Source organism: Alistipes intestinihominis (genome assembly GCF_040095975.1).
Taxonomy (GTDB): Bacteria; Bacteroidota; Bacteroidia; order Bacteroidales; family Rikenellaceae; genus Alistipes; species Alistipes senegalensis.
Genome location: NZ_JBBMFL010000014.1, coordinates 35,065 through 60,066, shown reverse-complemented (window position 1 = coordinate 60,066; position 25,002 = coordinate 35,065). Strand labels below are relative to the sequence as shown.

The 25,002-nt window shown below is 60.5% G+C and carries 17 protein-coding genes; 9 read left to right on the top strand and 8 right to left on the bottom strand.

The features are described from left to right. Positions 1 to 21 precede the first annotated feature (21 nt). From WMO46_RS11555 to WMO46_RS11525, 7 genes are all read right to left on the bottom strand, one after another. Positions 22 to 2,865 carry a SusC/RagA family TonB-linked outer membrane protein gene (locus tag WMO46_RS11555; protein ID WP_349094415.1) on the bottom strand — a complete coding sequence of 948 codons (2,844 nt, stop codon included), beginning with the start codon at positions 2,863 to 2,865 and terminating at the stop codon, positions 22 to 24. Continuing rightward, positions 2,862 to 3,119 carry a carboxypeptidase-like regulatory domain-containing protein gene (locus tag WMO46_RS11550; RefSeq protein ID WP_019151032.1) on the bottom strand — a complete coding sequence of 86 codons (258 nt, stop codon included), beginning with the start codon at positions 3,117 to 3,119 and terminating at the stop codon, positions 2,862 to 2,864. Before WMO46_RS11550 ends, WMO46_RS11555 begins: the two co-directional genes overlap by 4 nt. 148 nt (positions 3,120 to 3,267) lie before the next feature. Further along, on the bottom strand, positions 3,268 to 4,953 hold the full coding sequence (locus tag WMO46_RS11545) for a BACON domain-containing protein (RefSeq protein WP_278964282.1): 1,686 nt from the start codon (positions 4,951 to 4,953) through the stop codon (positions 3,268 to 3,270). A 56-nt stretch (positions 4,954 to 5,009) separates the two neighbouring features. Continuing rightward, positions 5,010 to 6,113, bottom strand: a complete 1,104-nt coding sequence (locus WMO46_RS11540; RefSeq protein ID WP_165357770.1) for a glycoside hydrolase family 88/105 protein — start codon at positions 6,111 to 6,113, stop codon at positions 5,010 to 5,012. Positions 6,114 to 6,165: 52 nt separating this feature from the next. Next, the gene (locus WMO46_RS11535; RefSeq protein ID WP_278964281.1) at positions 6,166 to 7,596 is read right to left on the bottom strand and encodes a BNR-4 repeat-containing protein; all 1,431 of its coding nucleotides are present in this window, start codon (positions 7,594 to 7,596) and stop codon (positions 6,166 to 6,168) included. A gap of 117 nt (positions 7,597 to 7,713) precedes the next feature. Further along, the gene (locus WMO46_RS11530; protein ID WP_349094407.1) at positions 7,714 to 11,736 is read right to left on the bottom strand and encodes a hybrid sensor histidine kinase/response regulator transcription factor; all 4,023 of its coding nucleotides are present in this window, start codon (positions 11,734 to 11,736) and stop codon (positions 7,714 to 7,716) included. Positions 11,737 to 11,851: 115 nt separating this feature from the next. Next, positions 11,852 to 14,038 (bottom strand): heparinase II/III domain-containing protein, encoded by a 2,187-nt coding sequence (locus tag WMO46_RS11525; RefSeq protein WP_278964277.1) that lies wholly within the window; start codon positions 14,036 to 14,038, stop codon positions 11,852 to 11,854. On the opposite strand from WMO46_RS11525, the gene WMO46_RS11520 reads away from it, so the two are divergent. The 8 genes from WMO46_RS11520 (at position 14,028) to WMO46_RS11485 (ending at position 23,015) form a co-directional block, all read left to right on the top strand. Further along, the gene (locus WMO46_RS11520) at positions 14,028 to 14,285 is read left to right on the top strand and encodes a hypothetical protein (RefSeq protein WP_129651800.1); all 258 of its coding nucleotides are present in this window, start codon (positions 14,028 to 14,030) and stop codon (positions 14,283 to 14,285) included. The genes WMO46_RS11525 and WMO46_RS11520 overlap by 11 nt on opposite strands. Continuing rightward, on the top strand, positions 14,273 to 15,499 hold the full coding sequence (locus WMO46_RS11515; RefSeq protein WP_019151026.1) for a site-specific integrase: 1,227 nt from the start codon (positions 14,273 to 14,275) through the stop codon (positions 15,497 to 15,499). The genes WMO46_RS11520 and WMO46_RS11515 overlap by 13 nt, the downstream gene beginning before the upstream one ends. A gap of 244 nt (positions 15,500 to 15,743) precedes the next feature. Continuing rightward, positions 15,744 to 18,836, top strand: coding sequence for a SusC/RagA family TonB-linked outer membrane protein (locus tag WMO46_RS11510; protein WP_242493217.1), 3,093 nt, complete (start codon positions 15,744 to 15,746; stop codon positions 18,834 to 18,836). A 16-nt stretch (positions 18,837 to 18,852) separates the two neighbouring features. Continuing rightward, positions 18,853 to 20,394: a RagB/SusD family nutrient uptake outer membrane protein gene (locus WMO46_RS11505; RefSeq protein WP_278964272.1), complete on the top strand. Its 1,542-nt coding sequence runs from the start codon at positions 18,853 to 18,855 to the stop codon at positions 20,392 to 20,394. A 36-nt stretch (positions 20,395 to 20,430) separates the two neighbouring features. Further along, positions 20,431 to 21,291 carry a hypothetical protein gene (locus WMO46_RS11500; protein ID WP_276761903.1) on the top strand — a complete coding sequence of 287 codons (861 nt, stop codon included), beginning with the start codon at positions 20,431 to 20,433 and terminating at the stop codon, positions 21,289 to 21,291. 270 nt (positions 21,292 to 21,561) lie between these two features. After that, positions 21,562 to 22,104 (top strand): hypoxanthine phosphoribosyltransferase, encoded by a 543-nt coding sequence (gene hpt, locus WMO46_RS11495; protein WP_019151022.1) that lies wholly within the window; start codon positions 21,562 to 21,564, stop codon positions 22,102 to 22,104. Continuing rightward, positions 22,104 to 22,739 carry a 7-carboxy-7-deazaguanine synthase QueE gene (locus WMO46_RS11490; RefSeq protein ID WP_276761967.1) on the top strand — a complete coding sequence of 212 codons (636 nt, stop codon included), beginning with the start codon at positions 22,104 to 22,106 and terminating at the stop codon, positions 22,737 to 22,739. The genes hpt and WMO46_RS11490 overlap by 1 nt, the downstream gene beginning before the upstream one ends. Then, a complete protein-coding gene (locus WMO46_RS11485) occupies positions 22,740 to 23,015 on the top strand; it encodes an FtsB family cell division protein (RefSeq protein ID WP_019151020.1) in 276 nt (91 codons plus the stop codon). 30 nt (positions 23,016 to 23,045) lie between these two features. Here WMO46_RS11485 and thiL read toward each other — a convergent pair whose 3' ends face one another. Beyond that, positions 23,046 to 23,984: a thiamine-phosphate kinase gene (gene thiL, locus WMO46_RS11480; protein ID WP_278964268.1), complete on the bottom strand. Its 939-nt coding sequence runs from the start codon at positions 23,982 to 23,984 to the stop codon at positions 23,046 to 23,048. Positions 23,985 to 24,401: 417 nt separating this feature from the next. Here thiL and aroQ point away from each other — a divergent pair, with 417 nt between their 5' ends. Then, a complete protein-coding gene (gene aroQ, locus WMO46_RS11475) occupies positions 24,402 to 24,827 on the top strand; it encodes a type II 3-dehydroquinate dehydratase (protein WP_019151018.1) in 426 nt (141 codons plus the stop codon). Positions 24,828 to 25,002: the final 175 nt, after the last annotated feature.

Sequence of the window (25,002 nt, the reverse complement as noted above, 5' to 3'; positions counted from 1 at the left end):
GCTCTTTTCTTGGTTAGAATCTTAGAATCCGATTTTTACGCCCAGTTTGACGCTGGTCATCATGGGGTAGAAGCCCGTGGTGAAGGTGGTGCTCTTGGGGTCGCCCTCGATCAGGTCGGAGAGCGTCAGCAGGTTGGTGCCCGTCAGATAGAGGCTCAGGTTGCGGAATCCGGCGCGTTGCAGCACCCGTTTCGAGCGGAACGTGTAGCCCAGATAGACCTCTTTCAGACTGATGTAGTCGGCCTTGCGCCACGTGCGGCCTTCGAGCATCATCGTCGAGCCGGCGCCGGTGGTTCCGGCCCACGAGTACATGGGGTGGCCGGACGAGCCGCCGAAGACCAGCGTGGCGTGGTTGGCATTCGGATTGGTCGGGCTCCAGTAGTCGAGCTGCGACTTGGAGGCGCGGTAGTCGCCCTTCGTGAACTCGATCTCCCAGCTGTTGTTGTAGTTGACGTACTTGCCGAAGTCGGCGGTCCACAGCATGTTGAATTCGAGCCCCTTGTATTCGAATCCGCCCCGGAACGAGCAGCTGACCGGCGGATACTGGCTGCCGGCGATGGCGTGCAGGTCCTGCGAGTTGAGGGAGCCATCGACCGCATAGTCCAGGTATTTGTACGATCCGATATTGACGTACAGCCAGTTGTCCGAGTAGGCGGGGTAGTTGTGGATGTCGTTGACGTTTTCATAGTACCCCGAATCCACGACGCTCATGCCGCCGGTCTGCCCCATGTAGGCTTTGCCGGCCACTTTCTGATAGTCGGGGGCGTAGGGTGCGTCCTCGTAGTTGGTGATGCGGTTCTCGTTGAGCGACAGCAGGGCCGTCAGGTGGTAGTTGAAGCCCGATTTCGTCCGGTCGTTCCAGCCCAGTTCGATGTCGATGCCGTGCTTCTTCATGCTGCCCCGGTTCACGACCTTGTACTGCGTGCCGACGAGCATCGTGACGTTGGGTTCCACCAGCATGTTCGTGCGCTTCTCGTCGAAGAGGTCGAGGTTGAGCGTCAGCCGGTTGTCGAGCCACCCCATCTCGATGCCCAGGTCGCGCTTGCGGGCCTCCTCCCATTGGGCTTCGAGGTTGGCGCTCTTGTCTTCGGTGATGTTGCCGCTGCTGTCGCTGACGTAGCTCGTGTAGTAGAGCCAGCGTTCGGCCGCGCTGTCGCTTCCGACCAGACCGTCGGAGTAGCGGATCTTCAGTTTCGACCACCAGGGCATCGCCTCTTTCCAGAAACGCTCCTGCGAGGGCACCCAGCCGACGGCCACCGAAGGGAAGAATCCGTAGCGGTTCTTCGGCGAGAACTGCTCCGAGCCGGTGTAGCCGATGTTGCACTCGAAGAGGTATTTGTGCTTGTAGTCGTAGGTGGCGCGCGCCACGAGGCCCTGCGAGTGGTAGGGGAAATCCACGACCTTGGCGTTCTCGCGCTGGTTGAAGAGCGCCAGGGCCGTCACGGTGTGGTCGCCGAAGGTGCGGTTGTAGTTGAGCGCCGCCTCCCAGTAGAAGGTCGTATAGTAGTTGTCCTGCATGACTCCCGTCGTGACGGAATACGGATCGCGCTCGTACACGTAGTCGCTTTGCGTGGACAGCACCCACGGATTGCCCTCGCCCGAGTCGTAGGCGTCCCAGTCGATGTAGTACATCGGGTTCGCGCTGCTCGCCTCCTGGGAGACGCGCGAATAGTAAGTGCTCAGCGAGACGTTGGCCTTCAGCGAGAGCCCCTTGGTGATGAAGTCGAGTTTCTGCTCGAAAACGAGGTCCGTGTAGAGTTTGTTGCTCGTCGTCTGCTGGTAGTCGCCCGTCGAGAGCGTCGTCTTGGCATTGCCGTAGAAACTGCCTTTCGAACTGGCCAGACGCTCTCCCGAGGCGTCGGGGTAGTCCGGGTCGGAGACCATATCCAGCATCCAGGCGGGGTAGTAGGCCGGGAACATCATCGGCGAGGCCGAATACATCATGTTGAAGAGCCCCGAGACCGAAGCCCCCGTGGGGGCCTGACGGATGCCCAGCACGCCGCCGACCTTCACGGAGAGCCGGGTGCTCTTCGTTACGTCGAAATCGAAGTTCGAACGGTAGTTGATGCGGTCGTAGCGGAAGTTGGCTGCGGTCCACTCCGAGAAATCCTTGAAGATCGAACCCTCGTGGTTGTAGCCGAGCGACAGGAAGTATTTGACGCGCTGCGAGCCGCCCGAAACGTTGTAGTTGGCCGTGATCGTCTGGGCGCATGTGCGCATGGTCAGGTCGAACCAGTCGGTGTCGGGGTAGCGGATCGTGTTGATCTTCGACGACGGACGGGCGTATTCGTCGATCTGCCATTGGGGAATCAGCGATCCGAAGCTCTGCGTGTTTTTCAGCGCCACGTTCAGCAGCTCGGCGGTTTTCGCGGAGCTGACGTGGTCGGGGATGTTCGTCGGGAAATCCAGACCGTAGGAGAGCGAGATGTTCATCTTGGGTTTGCCGGTGTTTCCGGAGCGCGTGGTGACGATGATGACGCCGTTGGCGCCCTTCGCTCCGAACACGGCCGTCGCCGAGGCGTCTTTCAGCACCGAGATTGTGGCCACCTCGTTCGGATCGAGGTCCGAGAAGCTGCGCTCGATGCCGTCAACCAGCACGAGGGGGTCCGAGCCGTTCCAGCTCGATACGCCGCGCACATAGAGCTGCACGTCGTTGTTGCCGGGCTGGCCGCTCGTCTGAATGCTCGTGATGCCCGAAAGTTTGCCGGTGATGGCCTGCGTGATGTTGGCCGTTCCCGAATTGACCAGTTCGTCGGTGCCGACCTGGGAGATGGCGCCCAGGACGCTCTCCTTCTTCTGGACGCCGTAGCCTACGACGACGACATCATCGACCTGCTGAGTCTGTTCGACAAGCGTTACGGTCAGGGGTTCCCCCCCCCTATCGCGCTGATCTCCCGGGATTCGTAACCCAGGAACGAGACTTGCAGCGTCGCACCCTGGGGAACCGTCAGTTGGAAATTCCCCTGCGCGTCGGACACCGTGCCTGCTGATCCGTTCTTCACCAGAACGGTCGCCCCGGCGATCACGAAGCCTTTGGAATCGACGACCCGACCGCTGACCCGAATTTTCCGTCCCGAATCCGCCGATGGCTGGGCCGAGGCGGGCAACAGCAGCAGCATGCAAAGAACAATACACAGACATCGCAATCCGCCCGACAATACAGCGGTGGATAAATTTTTCATGCTCGGTTGTATTTTAGGTTTGTAGGAAATCGAGAACCTGCCGGCAGCCCCCTCTTGCGGACTGCCGGCGGTTCTGCAATGAATGTTATTTTATTTGCCAGATCGAGATCGCGTTCTCGGCCGGAACCGTGTTGCTGCGGCCGTATCCGCTCAGGAAGATCCAGCCGTTGTAGGGACCTTCGGCCTCGGTGCGCTCCGTTTTCGACGAGTAGCTGGTGTGGGTCGCGTCGGAGCAGCGGATGCGGAACCAGAGTGCGCCGTTCTCGATGTCAACGGGGATCGTCGCCGTCTCGCTGATGTCTATGTAGCGGTAGGGGCTGCTGAAAGCCGCCGTTTCGTTGGGCATCGCATAGGTCGCGTCGAAGTACATGTTCTTCGAGTTCTGGCCGCTCGTGCCCAGCCACGGGAACGACGAGATGCTGGTGGGTGTCCACACGCCGTCGCCGGCAGACCATTCGACGACCCAGAAACGGGGCATCTTCGAGCCGTTCATGGCCACGGAGTAGCGGATGTTGATCTGTGCGCCGGCGCCCATGTTCTCGACGGGCACGTAGATCAGCAGGTGGTCGTCGTTCCAGATCTTGTTGAAGCTGTATGCCGTTCCGTCGTTGCTGATCTTGAAGGAGGCCGTATAGCTGTTGCCTCCGACCGTCGCGTTGACCTGCTGCCAGGCCGCGACGGCTCCGGTACCCTCCGGCAGGTCGGCCTTCATGCGTCCGTCCGCGGCGAAGTTCGGATTGTAGGTCTTCCAGGGCACCGTGTCGTCCATCGTCCACTGGGCCAGCAGCCGTTTGTTGGCGTCCTGCGTGACGGTGATCGTCACGTCTTCGATCGCGTCGTCGTAGACATGCAGGGTCAGCCGGCCTTCGAGCGGTTCGTAGAGCTCGTTGTCGCGGGCCGTGAGGGCGACCTCCACGGGAATCAGGCTGCTGCGTCCCGATGAGGGCTCGACGGTGAGCCAGTCGAGATTCTCGCCGGTGATCTCCCAGCGGCGGTTGCACTGAACGGAGAAGGTGAAGGGGGCTTCCGGCGCGTTGGCGAACGCGACCTGCCCGTCCTTGATCCCCGAGACGATGAGCAGCGGCGTCGGATCGACGGCCTCCTGCGAGACATTCACCACGAGCGGCTCTTCCAGCCCCTCGCCCGTGAACGTGATCGTACCGCTGCGCTCGTCGCCTTCGTTCGGGGTCGGGGTTACGACGATCTCGGTCTCCTGCTTGCGTGCGCCCTCCAGCGGTGCGACTTCGGCCCAGCCGTCGAGGCCCGATGTCGAAGCCTGCCACGCGATGTTGCTGTAAATCGTGAAGGTTACGGGCGCTGCGTCGGTGTAGCTGAACCTCAGCGTCTTGTCGTCCGGCAGCCCGGAACGGAGCGTAATTTCCGGAACGATCGGGAACGCCTCCTGCACGATCGTCACCCGGCGGGTGGTGGCGCCGGCATAAACGGTCAGTATGCCGCTGCGCTCCAGGTCGTCGTTGACCGAGGGGGTGAGGAGCACGGTGCTCGGATATTTCGAGCCGCCGTTCATCTGCGACACTTCGAGCCAGTCGAGGTTGCTTTTGGCGATGGACCAGGTCTTGTTCGAGACGATGCTGAACGCCAGGGGCTCCTCGGAATCGTAGGCGAAACAGATCTCGTCCTGAAGATTGCGGACCTCCACCGAATCGGCCGCTTCGACCTCGGGGTCGGAGGAGCACGAACTCATCGTCATGCCCGCGGCCCATGCTGCGAGCAGAAGCAATCGGGATATGCGTGTTTTCAGGGAAATCATGGCTTATGGTTTTGGTTGGTTATTCCGAATGGGTTTCGCTGCGGCGCTGCGGAGGATCACATCTTCACGATCTCCGAAGCGGCCAGCAGGAAGGCGCCGACGCCGTAGCCTTCGGTCTGATCCGGCTTGGTGATGCGGGGCCGGGCGCCTACGGGCTGCACGTACTCCATGCGGCCATCTTCGCGGACATAGGAGCAGAGCGTTTTCCACGACCGTTTGGCGGCCTTGCGGTAGACCTTCCCTTTCAGGATTCCGTGGTTGACGCCCCATGCCAGACCGTAGGTGAAGAATGCCGATCCGCTATTCTCGGGCGTCGGATAGACCTCCGGATCGAGCAGGCTGGGGCGCCAGGAGCCGTTTTCGTCCTGGCAGGCGAGGAGCGCATCGGTCATTTCGAGGAACAGACGCCGGTAGAAGTCGTACGACGGATCGCTCTCGGGAACGGTCTCCAGCAGGATCGCCAGTCCGGCGTACACCCAGCCGTTGCCGCGGCTCCAGAAGACTTTCCGGCCGTTGGGTTCGCGCATGTCCATGAAGCTCGCATCGCGGTAGAAGAGACGCTCTTCCGTATCGTAGAGCTTGCTGGTCGTCGCGTAAAATTCGGCATTCATGAATTTCAGGTACTTGGGGTCGCCGGTGATGCGGGTCAGCTGTGCGTAGACCGGGGGAGCCATGAAGAGCGCGTCGCACCAGCTCCAGCGCTTCTGCCCGTCTTTGGCCTTGATGTGGAGCTGCGTTTTGGCCGGATGGTCAACCACCAGATCGGCGCGCTCCTTCACGGGTGCCAGCATCGCCGGGTCCCGGTATTTCTCGTAGAGCAGCAGGTAAGCCTGCCCCACGCAGATGTCGTCGGCATGATACGGACGGGTGTCCATGCTCCAGCCGGTGCGGCGGCCGATCTCCATGACGAAATCCTCGCAAGGTTTGTAGCCCGAGGTCTCGCCCCAGACCACCATGCCGCGGTAGAGGGTTCCGTTGACCCAGTTCTGGTCGCGGCGCGTGCCGGATTTCGAGGAGATGTATTTGCCGAAGTTGTCGATCTGCCATTGCGCCACGCGGTTGGCGATCTCTATGTCGGCTTTCCGGCCGGCTGTGGATACGTGGGGGATGCCGGCGAAAAGAGCGGTAAGCATCAGCAGGGAAAAAATTCTTCTGTACATGGTCTGTTTTTTTGGGTTGTAAGTTAATCGTTTGCGGTTTGATCGTCTGCGGTCAGTCGCGGGGTCTGCCGCCGGGTATCGGTTCGGGTTTCTGCCACTCGGACTGCATCGTGTAGGGCATCCGGAACAGATCGCCGCGCTCGTTGCAGAAATAGAGCCGGGAGATGCTCATGTTGTCGGGGTCTCCGTCGGCCCAGAATGCGTAGAAATCCGGATGCGCGTGGACCGGACGCCGGGCGTAGGAGTGGTTGCGCGGACTGTCGTGGGTCAGCGCCCGCACCCGTTGCCAGCTCTGGCCCTTGTCGCGGCTGCGCCACATCACCATCTCGCCGCCCGTGCCCCAGTATTGAGGGCCGGCATCGGTCGGCGCGATGACGGTCCAGACATCGTCGTCGTCGATCCAGATGCTGCCGCTGTCGTAGCAGTGCGTCGAGGTCGTCAGGTCCCGGAAGTGCCACTGCCGGCCGTCCCAGTGGGCCGTCTGCCAGCTTCGGACCCCGCCGGCCGGGCCGGTTAGGTAGTTGTCGCTGGTCAGATAGAGGATCACGGGGTTGCCGTCGCTTCCGAAGTTGATGTCCTTGATGTAGCAGTTGCGGCGTTCGGACTGGAAATCCCGGATCAGCGAGATGTCGTTCCGGCGCGTGACGGGGAGCGTGACCCGGCGTCCGTCCGCCGTCGTCCACGTCCGGCCCCAGTCCTCCGACTGGATGTAATAGATGTTCGTCCGCGTGTCGCAGTTGCCGTCGATGTGGCGGTTGAAGCAGCACATCAGCTTTTTGCCGCAGAGCGTCGAGAACTGGTAGTGTCCCGACTTGGTTTCGCCCGGCTCCATGATGGAGGCCAGGGATCGGTAGTCGGTCCACTCGACGCCGTCGGGGCTCGACTGGTAGAAGAGCCGCCGCTTGCCGTCGTAGCGCGTGAAGAAGAGGAAGAAGCCTTCGTCCGGGTGGTAATGTACCTGCGGATAGGCCATGATGCTCTCGTTGACGTAGTCGAAGGCGGAGATGTCGTAGGGTTTCCGGCTGCGGTAGCGGATGCCCGGGCGGGTGTTGCCGCGCCCGGCGACGAAAATCCAGACGTACCCCTCCTTGTCGATCTGGATCGTGGGGTCGTCGTGCGGATCGTGCACGTTGTTCACGCCCTTGTCGCAGACTACGACGGGGCGGCGCAGCATGCCCGTCTTGTGGTCGTAGCAGCCGACCGTGCAGAGCAGGTATTTGCGGTCGGCGGCCGGGGTTCCACCGTAGACGAAGAAGGTTTTGTCCGCCTCCGCCGCGTAGACGGCGACCGGGATGTGCTTCATCGTATAGGTGCCGAGGCCGCCCGAATATTTGGGGCCGAATCCCGACCGGGCCTGCCCGATGGTGAACCAGATGCCGCGATAGCCTTCGGCCTCGGTGCCGGTGAGCGACCGGGGTTCCTGCGCGCCTGCATGCCAGCAGAACATCAGGGCGAAAACCGCGAAATTCAAAAATCTTTTCATGGAGGTTTTTTATTTGTTATCGTATCGCAAAATTATTCGCCCCGGACGGAACTTTCTGTCGAAGGAGTCTTAAAAAGTTTCGTAAAACCGCGAATACGCGCATGTCAGGGCCGGAAATTACGACCGGGAGGCGTATTCCCTCGGCGACATGCCGAATTGCTGTTTGAAACAGTAGGAGAAGTGCGATTGGGTGGAGAATCCCAGCATGTCGGCGATCTCGTTGAAGCGGTATTCGCGGCTGCGCACCATCTCGGCCGCACGGTTCAGGCGGTAGATCAGGATGAAGCGGTTCAGGGAGACGCCCGTCAGCGACTTGATCTTGCGGAACAGGCTGGCGCGGCTCATGCACATGGCCGTACAGACGGTGTCGGTGCTGAGCGAATTGTCCGAAATGTTCTCGTCGATGATTCCGCAGAGCTTGTCCATGAAGGTCCTGTCGGCGGCCGACAGATGGATCTCCCCGTTCTCCGGTTCCGCCTCCTGCGGCCTGCGGGCCTGCGAAAGCAGCATGTCGCGCAGCCGTTTGCGCGAAGTGAGGAGGTTGTCTACGACCGTCTGCAACAGCTCCGGACTGAACGGCTTGGTCATATAGACATCGGCCCCTTCCTGGTAGCCCGTGATTTTGTCCTGGTCGGAGATCTTGGCCGTGAGAATGACGACCGGAATGTGGCTCAGAGCCAGGTCGTGCTTGATGCGGTGGCAGAGTTCGTACCCGTCCATCTGCGACATCAGGACATCGGTGATCACCACGTCCGGCATCTCGTCGTGGATCAGCGTGAGCCCGTCGGCGCCGTTGTCGGCCGTCAGCACGCGGAAGCGGTGCGCGAAGATCATCTTGCAGTAGTACAGCAGCTGCAAATTGTCCTCGACGATGACGATTTTCGGGAGCGTTCCGACCTCCGCTCCGTCCGGTTCCGGTGCGAAATCGGGGACGATGGGTGCGGCGGAGCCGAGTCCGTTGATGAATTCGGCCGGGGTCGCCGGCTCGGCCGTCAGCTCGTAGAGCGATTCGTCCACGGGGATGGCAAACGTGAAACGCATCCCGCCTTCGGGGCGCACCTCCGCCGCGATGCTTCCCTTGTGCACCAGCAGCAGCTGTTTGACGTAGTGGAGCCCGATTCCCGTGCCGGCCGTGCTTCGTTCGCTGTGGGTCAGCCGTTTGTAACGTTCGAAAATGCGGGAGACATCCTCTTCGCTCATTCCGATGCCGTTGTCCGTTACGCTGACCGTCAGATACTGCGCCGCCGGGACCGCTTCCGCAAGTGCCGCCGGGAGTTCCGTTCCGAGGGAGATGCGCACCTCCACGTGCCCCTCCTTCGGGGTGTATTTCAGGGCGTTGGAGACCAGGTTCGACAGAATCTTGCCGAACTTGTCGATGTCCACGGCGACGACGAGCCGTTCCGCAGGGAGATCCAGATCGACCGTGATCTCTTTCTCGCGGGCATAGCAGGTGAAGCTGTTCATCAGCCGCCGGACGTGGGGCAGAATGTCCTGCCGGCAGACCGAGAGGGGCAGCGTGTCGTTTTCGATGCGGCTCAGCGCGAGCGTCTGATCGACCAGATCGAGCAGTTTCTGGACATTGTAGTTGATCAGGCCGATCAGCTCCCGCATCCAGTTCTTGTCGGTCACTCCCGGCAGCATGTTGACCGGGCCGTAGATCAGCGACAGGGGAGTCCGCAGTTCGTGGGAGATGTTCGTGAAGAAGTTGATCTTCATGTTGGTGAGCTCCTCCTCCCTTTTGAGTTTCGTGCGCGCCAGCTCCAGTTCCATTTTCTGCCGCTTCCGGTGCAGATAGAGCCGGTTGGCGAAGCCCGTGCCCCCGACTATGACGAGCGCATAGACGAGAAAGGCGTACCACGTCAGCAACGGCGAGGGCCGGACGACGATCTCCAGCCGCCGCGGCTCCTCGTTCCAGAACCCGTCCGGATTCCGCGCCTTCAGTTCGAAGACGTAATGCCCTGCCGGCAGGTGGGAGTAGTTGGCCATGCTCAGGTTCTCGACGTATTGCCATTCGTTATCGACATTGCGGCCGCACAGCCGATAGGCGAAACGGATCTTCTCCGGCGAGAGGAACGCCACGGCTTCGTAGCTGATGTCGATGTTGCGCTGCTTGTGCCCGAGCACGATGCGTTCGGTGTCGTTGAGCGGCTTCGTCAGGGGGCCCGTTTTCGAAGGCGTCAGGGCCACGCTGTTGACCCGGATCTCCCGGAGCACCAGCGGTACGGGCTGCTGCGAGATCTTCGACAGAATGCGCTGCGGCGAGAACTGGGCCAGTCCCGTGTTGCCGCCGAAGTAGAGCGCCGTCGGCGATGAGAGGCTGCAATGCGGGCAGAACTGCTGGGTCTGCAACCGGTCGGACTGGAAGTAGGTGATGACGTGCTCGAAGGCGGGCGAAATGAGCGAGAGTCCGTAGGAGGTGCTCACCCATACGTTTCCGATGGCATCCTCGGTCATGTCGGAGATCTCGTTGCTGGCCATTCCGCTGTGGAGCGTGTACGAGCGGAAACCCTGCCGGGGGTCGTAGCGCACGACCCCGTCGAAGCGGGTGCCGATCCACAGCGAGCCGTCGCTTCTCCGCAGCAGGCACGACGGGCGGCGCAGCGCCCCGGCCGTCATGCTGTCGGTCGGCTGGAGATAGAGGCTGCTGCTGAAATCGCGCGTGCTGACGGTGAAGATGCCCCGGCCCGATACGGCGGCCAGCAGTCTGTCGCCGTCGAGTGGGATGATGTCCTGCACGTCGCAGCCGGCGAAGAGCCGGCCCGCAGGAGCGTCGTCCTTCCATACGAAAATGCCCTTTTCGGTCGCGGCCCACATCCGTTTGCCGGAGTCTTCGCAGAACCGGTTGACCGTGGCGCGCTCCGCCAGCAGCGTGTGTCCGGTGATGCGGCTGCGATCCGTCGTGCAGACCACGATGCGGTCGTTGATGTTGATCCACAGCCGTTCGTCCGAGCCCGTATGCAGTGATTCGATGCCGTTGCTGGCGATCCGCGACATGAAATCGCAGTTCGAGACGGTGTACCACAGCGCCGGAGCGTCGGGATTGTAGGCCAGCAGCCCCTTGTAGCGGCTCCCGATCCACAGCGTGCCGTCTTTCCGGGCGGAGACGGCGTTGATGTATTTGCCCTGCGTCAGCCGCGCAAGGCGGGAGGCGGAGTTGAAGTTCTTGCGCTGCGAGTGCCTCACCGCGTAGCCCCGGTCTCCCGTGCCGATCCAGATGTTGTTCTCCGAGTCGCTGAACCCGCACCGGAAATCGCTCGTGTGGCTCAGATGGAACCGATAGGCGATGTTGTATTCGGCGACGCCGTTCGGGACGTTGAACATGTGGATGTTGCTGCCCTGGGTGCCGATGTGGACCATTCCGGACCGATCCGGAAAGAGCATGGTCACGCAATGGCCGGACATCCGGTTCGCGCAGCGCGTCAGGGCGGGGTCGGCCGCGGCCTGACGCGTCTCGGGATCGAGTACGAAGATTCCCTGCTGCAACCCGAACCAGATGCGGCCGAGCGTGTCGCGGCAGCTGCTCCGGAATTCCGTCGCGCGGGGCAGGGCGGCCGAGTCGCAGAGGTTCAGATCGCGGTCGTAGCGGAGGAGTGCAGAGCGCTTGCCGGGCAGCCCGCCCCACAGATGCTCTTTTCCGTCGGATTCGAGCACGGCGGGGCAGTGGCGGGGAGCGTGTTTCCGTTGCAGGACCGTGCGGTCCGCGGCGTCCACGAGCACCATGCCGCCCGTGCCGTAGCAGACGATCCGGGAGCCCAGCGGAACGATGCCGTGCAGCCCGCTGCCGCGCAGGACGCTCTCGAATCCGTCGTGCCCCGAATCGTAGGTGCTGATGCCGCTGTCGGAGACGATCCACAACACGCCGGAGTCATCGACGTGAAGGGCATGGACCCGGTTGTCGGGAAGCGAATAGGGCTCTTCCGATTCGTGCTGATAGTAACGGTACACCTGGCCGTTGTAGCGGCAGAGCCCGTTGTTGGTGGCGATCCACACGTATCCGACCTGATCCTGCACGAATCCGTTGATCGTCAGATTGGGCAGATGCCGGATGAGCTGCGGTCCGGCCTGCGCCTCCGTGCGGAACAGCCCCGAACACAGCAGGGACAGTACGATTGCTGCTTTCGAAAGATAAAGGTTTCCCATTCGTAATCGGATATTGAAAATCGGCGGATATCGTACTCAAATATAACGAAACCGAACGGAATATGCCGATTTTCAGGAAAGAGAAAGTTTTTCGACGAAGAGGGCGGGCGCCGGATCACAGCTCCCGGGCCAGCTTCGTCCGGAACGTCACGCTCTGTCCGGCCGGAACCGTCGCCTCGTAGCCCACGATGCTGACGGTCGGAAGCGGCGTTTCATAATCGGTCGAGGGTTCGTCGGGGAAACTCCTGTAAGTGACCGGCGTCTCTCCGGCTTCGGCCGCGAGGAACATCGTCTTTCCGTTGGTCGCCGTCAGCACGATCCGCGTCTCTTCGACCGTCGGCGCGGTCTCCGTCACCAGCGTCCAGCGGATTCGCGCCTCCTTGTCGGCGCGGGCCGTCACCTCGTCGATGATCAGCAGATAGTCGTTGTTGACGATTTTGCCCGTCCGGACCACCGAGGCGGCCTCGTCCGCGAAGACCGGCGACAGGTCGAGCGTCCCGCCCTGTTCCGTCTCGGTGTCGATGACGGACACGATCGGGGCGAAGCCGTCAACCAGATGTTTCGAGTCGTTTATCGTCAGCGTGTTGTGCTGTCGGTTGTTCAGTTTGAATACGTCCCACCGCAGGGAGTTCTGCGTCATGTCCCATGTCGGGCCGTTGCCGATGTTGACTTCGAGGGTCGTGTAGTTTTCGCTGCCGAGATCCGTGGCCCAGCGCACGTTTTCAGCGTCGTAGACGAACGAACCGGCATCCATGTGACCGTGGCTCGTGGAGGCTTTGCCGCCTTTCAGCCCCAGGAAACGGTCCGTTTCGTCCCAGGCCCAGCCGGTGCGGACCAGCACGACCGGGGTTTTGCCGTTGCCCGCCCATACCTTGTCCGACGGCGGCGGCACCGTGCCCGGATTCAGCCGGCTGACGAACGGCATCACCATCGGCAGCAGCCGCTTTTCGGCGCACGAACTGCGGTGAGGCTGGATGTCCAGCATGCGGAGCTCGTAGTGCAGCAGGGAGACATCGCCGAGTTTGTCGGCGAAGTACCACATCGGGAGCTCCGTATAGGCGGCCGAGCCGTTGTCCGAGTAGTTGAAACTGCCGTTCCGGCCGATCATGTGGAGCATGTAGTTGCCCGTGCGGGAGAAGCCGGGGGAGGCGCTCAGTCCGTTGTCCGTCCCCACGGTGCTGTCCAGGAGCGCCATCATCAGGCACTCGAAGGTCGTGCCGTAGCCCCAGTAGCTGTAACCTTCGGGGTAGTTGCCGTCGGGGGCGTACATCTCCAGCAGGATGTTGAGGTTCGAGTCGATGCTCTTCTCGATCAGCGCCGCGGCGCGTGCGGGGCAGGTTTCGTAGATGGCCAGCGCCCCGCAGACCATGCCGCAGTTGCAGACCTGATTCCAGTTGCTGCCGGACTCGTAGAAATTGAGGTTCCAGACCTTCTCCTCGGCGGGCTGGAAGGCGTACTCCTGCAATGCGCGTTCGGCATTGGCCCGGGTTTCGGGCTTCAATTCATGGTAGAGCCAGTCGTAGCCCAGTCCCACGGCCACCGACAGCTCGGCAACGTCGAGGAAATGCCGTTTCGCGTTCCAGCTTTCGAAATCGCAGACTGTGTTGATGTCCCGTTCCGCATGTTCCAGATATTTCGTGTCGCCCGTGATCCGGTAGGCGTAGGCACAGGTGAAAATGCGTTGGAGAGCCTCCCGGGCGACGGTGAGAATGCGTTTGCCCGAGGCGTCGAGCTCGAAGGCCAGTTCGCTGTCCGACATGCCCCATGCGTCGGCCACGACCATGCACTCAGTGTGCATGCGGGCCAGCAGCGATGTCGGGTCGGCGACGGCCAGCTGGGCTTTCAGCGTCTCGAAATCCGAGGAGTCCATCAACAGGCGGGGATGGTTCCCGGCGGTCAGCCGGCGGCTGTCGAAACGTCCGAAATAGCTCTTGCCATACAGGAATTTCATGCCTCCGCGCACGATATATATGCCGTATTCGCTGCTCGCCAGATTGTCCGGCAGCGTGACGAGCAAACCGTCTCCGGTCTGTTCGTATTGCATCGTATAAGTATTGTGCGAAATGCCCGTGTCGATGAACTGCACGATGTCGCCCGATTCGTATCCGCTGCCCGGAAGCTCGATTCGTTTGTTGGCGTAACTGTCGTAGAAACGCTCCAGTTCCGCGATGTCCGCTATGGAAAACGACTTTTCCGGGGCGGCGGTGTCGTCGGCGCAGGCGGAGATTCCCATGCAAAACATTCCTGCGGTCAGCAGAGATTTCACGAGCCGCTGCGGAAATATACTTTTAATGGCATTCATTTTTGATGATGTATTTTGGTTTGGTATGCAAATTAACTGTAATTCCCGGAGTATTTTTGTCGATCGCATATCAAAAATTTACGATTTTCGCGTGCCGTTTTCACGAATCGTCCCTCCCGGCGCGGGCGGCATTTGCAATTCCCGGGGCGTATCGGGCCGATTCCGCATCGACCGTGCTTGTTTTGCATCCGTCTTGCCGTATTATTGCAGGATAATCAAAGAAGTGACAGCAATATGGCAACCGTAAAACCTAAATTCCGGCCCTCGACCGTCGATGGCAAGGAGGGCACCCTGTTCTACCGGATCATCCACAACCGCCGGTCCCACCGCATCCGCACCGGCTACAAACTCTTCCCCTCGGAGTGGGACGAACGCTCGGGAGGCATTCTCATCCCGCCGGGCTCCGATGAAGGGCGTAAAAACTACCTCGCCGTGCTGCAAGACCGCGTCGCCGGGGATACCGACCGGCTGAACCGGATCATCGCCTCTTACGAGCAGGAGCTGAGAACCTATACGTACGCCGACATTCTGGCGGATTATTCGGCCCCGGAGGGCGCCGATACGCTGTTCGGATTCATGAAGGAGATGATCGGCCGGCTGCGCCGGCAGGGACGGATACGGACCTGCGAGACCTACGATACGACCCTGCGCAACTTCACCCGTTTCCGAAAAGGACGGGACATGCGTTTCGGGGAGATCGACTCGGAGATCATGGTCGCGTATGAACTGCATCTCAAAATGACGGGCGTGAGCAAAAACACCTCGTCCTTCTACCTCCGCATCCTGCGGGCGGTGTACAACCGGGCCGTGGAGGAGGGTTTCTGCACGCAGCGACATCCGTTCAAACACGTCTACACCGGCATTGCCAAGACCGCGAAACGGGCCCTGGCGCTCGATGCGCTCCGGCGAATCCGCGACATGGAGCTGGCGTCCCGCCCTCAGATGGACTATGCCCGGAACATGTTCCTGCTGAGTTTCTACCTGCGCGGGATGTCGTTCGTGGACATGGCCTACCTGAAAAGGGAGGACCTGCAAAACGGCATGCTCACCTACTGCCGGAAAAAGACCGGGCAGCGGCTTTCGATCCGCTGGGAGCCCTGCATGCAGCAGATCGTGGAGCGCTATCCCAACGGAAATCCGGCCTACCTGCTGCCGATTCTTGTCCGCAGCGACTCCGACGAACGCCGGCAGTATAAGAATGTCGGACACCTGATCAACCGCAACCTGCGGAAACTCGGCCGGGAACTGGGGCTGGCCGTTCCGCTCACCATGTACGTCGCGCGCCACACGTGGGCGAGCGTCGCCCGCAGCCGGAATATCCCGCTTTCGGTCATCAGCGAGAGCATGGGCCACGATTCGGAAGCCACCACGAGGATTTATCTCGCTTCGCTGGATACGGCCGTCGTGGATCAGGCGAACCGGTTGGTTATAAATTCGTTGTCGGAAGAGGATCTGGGATGAGAGATCGAATCTCCTTTTAAGAGATATACTTACGGATTGTAAGCACTGTACGGATGGCCGTTAATGATTTTTTCAGGCCGTTTTTGGGTCAACAATCGCCCTTTTATGCGAACATTTTTGCAATCGGGACTTCAAAATTATAAGCCCGGATATTGATCGTAACGATTTTTTGCCTACCTTTGCCCGCGAAAGCATATCTCTTAAAAGGAGATATTAAAGGTTTTATTAACTCAAACTTAGGCTTATGAGAAAATTTGTACTACTCATTATGATCGTTTTGAGTGCGGGTGCATTGGCCCTGGCGCAAAATAAACGGATCTCCGGTACGGTCAAGGGTGTGGACGGCAAGCCGATCGCCGGCGCTACCGTGCTCGTAGAGGGGACCTCGATCGGAACAACCACCAATGCCGAAGGCCGCTTTTCCGTTCAGGCTCCCGCCGACGGCACGCTGGTCGTTTCGTTCATCGGCTATGCCTCGAAGAGTGTGAACATCGCGGGGAAAACGCGCCTCGACATCGCGCTGAAAGAAGATACGCATGCCATCGACGACGTGATCGTCGTCGCTTACGGTACGGCCAAGAAAGAGTCGTTCACGGGTTCCGTCGCCGTCGTCAAGGGCGAGGAGCTGGAACACCGCAAGGTTTCCAACGTCACCAAGGCGCTGGACGGTCTGGCTCCGGGCGTGCAGGTCACTTCCGGCTCCGGACAGCCCGGATCGGGCACGACGGTCGCCATCCGCGGCTTCGGCTCGATCAACGCTTCATCGACGCCGCTCTACGTCGTGGACGGCATTCCCTACGACGGAGCCATCTCGGCCATCAACCCCGACGACATCGCCAGCATCAGCATCCTGAAAGACGCTTCGGCGTCGGTGCTCTACGGTGCCCGCGGCGCCAACGGCGTCGTGCTCATCAACACGAAGAAAGGCAATCGCAACGAGACGAACGTGGAACTGAAAATCAACGTGGGCGTCTCTTCGCGGGCCATTCCCCGCTACGAAACGGTCGGGGCCAGGGACTTCATGGAGATCATGTATTCGGCCTTCTACAACGACTACGGCAGCAATGCCGTCGCGCAGATGGCATCGGGCTCGAAACGCATTTTCGGCAGCAATGAGATGTACAATCCCTACGACGTTCCCCTGGCGCAGCTCTTCACCGCCGACGGCAAGGTGCGCGACGATGCGAAACTGCTGTGGGACGAAGACTGGCTCGATGAAGTGACCGACAACGCCGCGCTCCGGCAGGAATACGGCGCCAGCGTTTCGGGCGGCAACGAGAAGACCCAGTATATGTTCTCGCTGGGTTACCTGAACGAGGACGGCGTGCTTAAAACGACCAACTTCGAACGCTATTCGGGGCGTCTGAACGTCGAAACGCAGGCGAAGCCCTGGTTCGCGGCGGGCATGGGCGCGAACTTCGCCCGCAATTCGACCAACTCCTCCCAGACCTCTGCGAGCGCTACCTCCAACGTGTTCTTTTCGGCGCAGATGATGGCCCCGATCTATCCGGTCTACCAGCGCGATCCCGAGACGGGCGACTATCTGCGCGACGCGAACGGCCGGAAGCAGTTCGACTACGGATCTTCGCGTCCTTCGGGCCAGCAGACCAACTTCAACAGCATCGCTACGCTCTACGACGACAAATATGCGCAGACCTCCTATTCGCTTTCGGCTCGCGCGCATATGGATTTCATGGGCATCGGCGACCACTGGAGCGAGGGGCTGAAATTCCAGCTCAACTTCGGCACCGACTACTACAACTCGCAGTCCATGACCTATTATAACCCCTTCTTCGGGAACGCCGAGTCGGTCGGCGGACGTATCCAGAAAACGAACACCACGTCGCTCGGCTATACGTTCAACCAGCTGCTCTCCTATAACCGCACGTTCGACCGGCACAATATCGACCTGCTTCTCGGACACGAGTACTACGCCTATACGACCTCGGACCTCTCCGGTCACAAGACCGGGCTTCCCGGCGGCGGCATCTACGAACTGGATGCGGCGGCCGTCATCGTCGGCACGGGCAGCTCGACGGACGAAGACCGCATCGAATCGGTCTTCTCGCGCATCGGTTACAGCTACGACGACAAGTACTACCTTTCCGGAAGCTGGCGCACCGACGGTTCGTCGCGCTTCGCCCGCAGCACCCGCTGGGGCAACTTCTGGTCCGTGGGAGCTTCGTGGCGCATGTCGCAGGAGGCGTTCATGCGCGACATCTCGTGGCTGAACAACCTGACGCTGAAATTCTCCTACGGCGTGCAGGGCAACAACAGCGTGGGTTCCTACTATGCCTATCAGGCGCTGTATGACACCGGCTCTCCGAATGCCACGCTTCCCGGTGCGACCATCAACGACGTGGCCAACGAGGATCTGACCTGGGAGTCGAACCACAATCTCAACGTCGGTCTCGAAGCCCGCCTGCTGGACCGTATCGACCTGAGCTTCGAGTTCTACAACCGGAAGACGACCGACATGCTGCTGAGCTATCCGCTCGCCTCCTCGTCGGGCTTCGACAGCTACTACCGCAACTCGGGCGAGATGCGCAACCGCGGTATCGAATTCGCCGTCACGGGACGGATCTTCGACCGCCGGGATTTCCAGTGGAGCGTGACGTGGATGGGATCGACCGTCAGCAACAAGGTGCTCAAACTGACCGAGGACGGCAAGGACATCATCGGTTCGACGCAGATCATCCGCGAAGGCGAAACGCTCTACTCCTATTACGTGGCCCGTTCGGCCGGAGTCGATCCGATGACCGGTGAGAAGATGTATTGGGCGACGGACAAGGACGGCAACGACTACATCACCAAATCGACGACCGTGGCCCAGGCGAACCGCGTCATCGCCGGAAGCCGCATTCCCGATCTCTACGGGTCGCTCTCCACGTCGCTGCGCTGGAAGAACCTCGATTTCTCGATCTCGACGAACTATTCGATCGGCGGCAAGAACTACGACGGCGTGTATTACGAATTCATGAGCTGCTACTACACGGCACAGGCCAAACACAAGGACATGCTGCGTGCATGGCGGAAGCCGGGCGACGTGACGGACGTTCCCAAATACACGATCGGCGAAACCCCCATCGTCACGGACGACAAGCTGGTCGATGCCTCCTATTTCTCGATCAAGAACATCACGCTGGGCTATACGCTGCCCCGGCGGTGGACTTCGAAAATCGGCTTCAAGGCGGCCCGTGTCTCGGCTTCGGTGGACAACCTCTGCATCTTCACGCATCTGAAGGGCATGGACCCGCAGTATTCGCTCACCGGCGGCACTTCGTACGCCTATGCTCCGACGCGCACCGTATCGTTCAATCTCGATCTCAAGTTCTAATTAAATTCGGACAACCATGAAAAAAATACTCTATATTCTTATCATAACGGGTTGCGCCGCACTCCTTTCCGTGTCCTGCTCGAAGGATATGCTGGATACGGCTCCGGCCGGTTCGCTTTCGGGTGCGGAAATATTCGGAGACGCCGGCAAGGCCCAGAGCGCCGTGGATGGCATTTACCGGCTGATGTACACCAACGGTTGGAGCGTTAACTGGTCGCCGGAACATCCCGGACTGGCCGGCTTCACGCTGGTCCGTTCGCTGATGGGCGAGGATCACTTCCAGTACAGCCAGGGCAACGGCTGGTTCTATTTCGACTATTCGTTCGGCGTAGCTTCTGACTGGACCCACACCTCGGGGCGTCAGTACGGCACGTGGAACATGTTCTATACGTTCATTTCGCAGGCGAACTACATCCTCGACAACGAAGAGGCCGTCAAGGACGACGCCGAATGGCAGAATGTGCTGGGACAAGCCTATGCGATCCGCGCCTATTCCTACTATTGTCTTTACGAGTCGTTCTGCCAGGGCAACTATACCGAGAACAAGGACAAGTCCGGAGTGCCCGTCTATACGAAAGGAACGAACAAGGAGACCGAGGGCGTGGGCCGGGGTACGATCGAAGGGCTCTTCACGCAGATCAACGGCGATTTCCAGCGTGCGGTGGATTATCTGGCTTCGGCCGGAATGCCGCAGGCGCACAGCTCGCACATCGACCTCTACACGGCCTACGGATTGTGGGCCCGGGCTTCGCTGGGGCAGCAGAACTATCCGCAGGCTGCGACCTGTGCCGAAAACGCCTTGAAGAAAGACGGACTGAAACGGGTCGCCACGCTTTCGGAGCTGGGGCAGTTCAACAACCGTTCCGTCGGCGACGTGCTGTGGGCTTTCGAATACATCGCCTCGCAGGCCGCTCTGTTCGGCAGCTTCGTTTCGCACATGGCCATCGACGGAACCTACGGCAGTTCGGCTCCGCAATGTTTCGACGACTGGCTCTACGAGGAGGGCATGACCGATGCGGACGAACGCCGTGCGTGGGCCACGCTGCCTGCCGAAAGTCCGCTGGTGGCCGATGATTCCGATTTCAAGGACGCCGAAATTCACTGGCAGACCAAGTTCGGTTATCAGAATGCCTCGACGGGCGTCGCCGATATCATCAACCTGCGGGCCGAAGAGATGCTGTTGACGCTGGCTGAATGCAAGTGCCGCGCCGAAGACTACGACGGGGCCCGGAGCTTGTTGCAGGAGCTTTACGACAAGCGTTACAGCGAGCCGCGCGACATATCCGGTCTGGCCAACTCGGCGAGTGTCAGCCTCGATACGCACGCGCAGCCTCAGACGCTCCTCGATGAGATCCTGCTCCAGCGCCGCATCGAGCTCTGGTGCGAGGGGATGGGCCGCACGCCCGACTTGAGGCGTCTGAATCTCGCATACACGCGGACGGAGACGCAGCCGAGTGCCGTTTCGAAGAAGGCCAACGACCCCAGTTTCATCCTGGCCATTCCGCAGAAGGAGTTCGACACCAATTCGGCGCTCGACCTGTCGAAAGACCAGAATTAGCCCCTCTATTGTTCCACGACACAATCCGATAATGCTATGAAAAAGATAAAAACACTGTTTCTGCTTTCCGCACTCTCCCTTGCGGCCGCCTGCTCCGACGATACGGAGATGACCACGTATGCCGGCCGCGGCGACGAGGCTTTCTTCGGCGACACTGCGTACAGCTATACGGTCAGCGCCGAGCTCGAAGACGCCTATTCGATCGAGGTGCTGCGCGCCACGCCTGCGGGCAATGCGTCGGTGTCCGTCGCCGTCGCTGTGGCGGACGCGGCCGTCGCTTCCGCCTTCACGGCGCCCGCGGCCGTCGAGTTCAAGAACGGGGAATATGCCGCGCCGCTGAAAATCTCGTTCGACCGCGCGAAACTGACGATCGGCAAGGAGAATGTCGTCACCGTCACCCTGCAATCCGAAACCGATCTTCCCTACGCCACCGAATGTTCGCTGACGGTGACGAGGGATTATACGTGGAAAAATTACGGAAAGGGCGTCTATACCTCGCCCATCCTCTCCGGTATGTTCGGACAGACCGTTTCCTGGGAGCAGCCGATCGAGGTCGCCGAGGAGAACGCCTCACTCTACCGCCTGCCGGGATTGTACCACAATGCCGGCACGAGATACTCCGTCGCCGGTTATAACATGCAGTTCACCTGGGACGGAGGCGCCGCGATCGCTTTCACGGTTCCCGCGGACGCAGATGGCTGCGTGACGATCCCGTCGGGATTCTCTCATCCGAGTTACGGCATGGTGTCGCTCTATATCGACCCGTCGCCCGAATATTCGGGCTACGACAGCGCGAGCCGGACTTTCACATTCAACTGCTGCGGACTGGTGCCCTATGGCGGCTCTTTGGCTCAGTTGACAGATTGGGACGATGATACTTTCGTATTGAGCGAATGAATGCGATACATGAACATTTCTTACCATAAGCGATAAAATAAAAAGTTCAAGATTTATCGGAAATGTTCATCCGGAGGGGCGCCGTGACGGTCAGCCCCTCCTTTCGCATGCGGCATGGACCGGGCCGTCGCATCCGGGGCCGTCCGCATCCGTCGGAAGGGGCGGCGGACGCGTCGGAATCCGGTCCGGCGAAAAAAGAACGTCCGTTTCTTCGTTTGTTTCGGGCAAATAGTTATTTTTGCACTTATTAAACTATAATCCCGTACTTTAATGGAGAATATCATACAACTTCACGACCGGAAATTCAGGATCATGATTCCCGCCGCGAAAATCGACGAGGCCGTGGAAGCCGTGGCGCAGCGCATCAACGCCGACTACGCCGGAAAGGAAACCCCGCTGTTCCTGGGTATTCTGAACGGTTCGTTCATGTTCATGAGCGACCTGATCAAGAAGATCGAGTTCCAGAACGAACTTTCGTTCGTCAAACTGGCGTCGTACGACGGGACCAGCTCGACGGGCTGCGTCAAGAGCCTGATCGGCCTGAACAACTCGATCGAAGGCCGCCACGTCATCATCGTCGAGGACATCGTGGATACGGGCGAGTCGATCGAACACATGATTCACGATCTGGAGGCCCGCAAACCCGCGTCGATCGAGGTCTGCACGCTCTTCTTCAAACCCGGATCGTACCGCAAGACGCTGCCCATCAAGTACCGCGCTATGGAGATCGGCAACGAGTTCATCGTGGGCTACGGGCTGGATTACGACCAGCTGGGCCGCAGTCTGAAAGACATTTACGTCGTGACGGAGTGATGGCCGTGACAGTCGATAGCGAATTGCTCGACGGCGGGCGCCTGCTGCCGCTGGTCGAGGATTTCTACACCATTCAGGGCGAGGGTTTCCATGCCGGGAAGCCGGCCTATTTCATCCGCCTCGGCGGGTGCGACGTGGGGTGCCGCTGGTGCGACGCCAAGTACACGTGGAATCCGAAACTCTATCCCCCGACCGATGTCCGGACGGTGATCGACCGGGCGACGGCGTGTCCGGCGCAGGCCATCGTCATCACGGGCGGCGAGCCGCTGCTCTATCCGCTGGGCGTGCTGACGGAGACGCTGCACGCGAAGGGGCTGGAGATCTTTTTGGAAACCTCGGGATCGCATCCGTTCAGCGGCGTTTTCGACTGGGTGTGCCTTTCGCCCAAGCGTCAGCAGCCCCCGCTGGAGGAGGCTTACGGGCGGGCCGACGAGCTGAAAGTGATCGTCGAATCGGAGGCCGATTTCGAATGGGCCGAGCGGAACGCCGCGCGCGTGGGCGAAAAATGCCTGCTTTACCTGCAACCCGAATGGAGCGTCGCCGAACGGGTGATGCCCGCGATGGTCGAGTACGCCAAGGCGCATCCCCGGTGGAATATCTCCATTCAGACGCATAAGTATATGCACATACCGTAGATGAAAATTCAGTTCGGACGCAGATTCTGGATCGCCGCCACGGCGGCTATCGTCGTCTTCACCGTTTTCATGGTGGGGCGCAACGCCCTGCATGCCGTGAAGATCAAACGCCAGATCAACCTGCTGACCCGCGAGCAAGCCTACTACACGGAGAAGATCGGGCAGGACAGCGCCTTGCTCGAAAGGCTGAAATACGACGATTATCTGGAGGAGTACGCCCGCGAGAATTACCGCATGCAGCGGCGCAACGAACACGTATATATTATGAAGGAGTAAAGAAGGCAGCCCCGCGGGGCTCCTTTGCCGTCAGTAATGTTCGAACCCCTGCCACTCCAGCGGCTCGGGTTTTCCGTTGCGGAGCCACACGAGACCCGGTGCGGCGGTGATGCGGCCGATGGGGTGGAGGGGGCTTCCGAAGCGGGCCGCGAACTCTGCGGCGAGGCGTTCGGCGGCCTCGGGAGCCGCGGTGAGCAGCAGTTTGTAGTCCTCGCCCGCGCAGGCCGCCGTGCGAACGTCGGCGCCCGGAGCGACGGGGATGCGTTCGACCTCCACCTCGGCGCCGACCCCCGATCGGTCGAGGATGTGCCGCAGGTCGGAGGCGAGACCGTCGGAAAGGTCCATCATGGCGTGCACCTCCTGCCGGGTCCCGAACCAGAGGCCCTCGGCGACCTGCGGCTGCGGGTTGCGGTGCACGGCGGCCAGCGGGGTGTCGCAGTGTCCGGCGAGGATGTCCCGGAGCCCGGCTCCCGAGGCGCCCAGCTCGCCCGCGGCGAAGATCACGTCGCCGGGGCGCGCGTCGCTGCGGCGTTTGAGGTTCGCCGAAGGGGCGCGGCCGATGGCCGTGACGTTGATCGTGATGCCCGACTCCGAACGGGTCGTGTCACCTCCTATGAGGGTCGTGCCGAACGTTTCGGACAGCTCCCGGTAGCCCTCCATGAACTCCGCCGCCCATGCGCCGGCGGCGTCGGCCGGAAGGGCGATGGAGAGGAGCGTGGCGACGGGGCGGGCACCCATCGCGGCGACATCGCTGAGGTTTACGGCAAGGGATTTGCCTCCCAGCTCCCGGGGCGTAGTGGCGGCGCGCAGGAAGTGGACGCCCTCGGTCAGCAGGTCGGCGGTGAAGACCAGCGATTCGCCGCCGCCGAGGGGCAGCACGGCGCAGTCGTCGCCGATGCCTTCGAACCCGTTGTCGGGGAGGGAGGCGAAGCGGGTGTGTATCTGCTCGATAAATCCGAATTCGGTCATGTGTATTTCGTGTTGTTACGGGCAAAGGTACCGAAATTTGCCGAAAATAGCTATCTCCGGCTTCGCCGAAGATACTCCCGCTCGGCAAAATGCAGGTAAACTTGCTTTTGCCCTCGCTTATTCGCACTTTGACTGCGGCGCCGTAACGGCGCTTTTAGAGTGTCGGGACCTTTTGCCGGACCGTCTGCGATTCGGGTTTGGAACCGCTCGTTCTTTTTCTATCGCCGGGATGTTTCAAATACTCTCGCCCGGCAAAATGCAAGTAAACCTGCTTTTGCCCTCGCTTATTCGCTCTTTGGCAGTGCCGAAGATACTCACGCCCGGCAATGTTCAAATAAATTTGACATTGCCCTCGCTTATTCGTATCTTTGCGGAGGTTTGACAGACCGCAAGTTAGGGACAAAAACAGCAGAAAACATGAAAATATTGATTCTCAACGGCCCGAACCTCAATTTGCAGGGGCGGCGCGACACCGGAGTTTACGGATCGCAGACTTTCGAATCCTATTTCGAAGGGTTGAAGGCACACTATCCGGAGGTGGAGTTCGCCTATTTCCAGTCGAACATCGAAGGCGAACTGATCGACGCCGTGCAGCAGGCCGACGGCCGCTACGACGGCGTGGTGCTCAACGCCGGCGGTTACACGCACACCTCCGTGGCGCTGCGCGACGCCGTGTCGGCGGTGTCGGTGCCGGTGGTCGAGGTGCATATCTCGTCGATCCTCGCCCGCGAGGAGTTCCGCCATGTTTCGCTGCTGGCCCCCGTGGCCGCGGGGTCGATCATGGGATTCGGACTGAATTCCTATCGGTTAGGTGTCGAGGCGTTGCTGCTCGGTAAGCGATAAGCGGTTCTGCTGTCATTCCGAGCGAACGACAGCGAGCGTGGGAATCCGGATAGGTGTGTCGTAACTTTCCGGCTTTTGCCGCAGATTGCCGCGGCATCTGACGATGCCTCGCAATGACGTCCGGCTGAGAGCCGGATACTGGAAAGAGCCTCTGAGATCAAAAGCAAAAAAGATT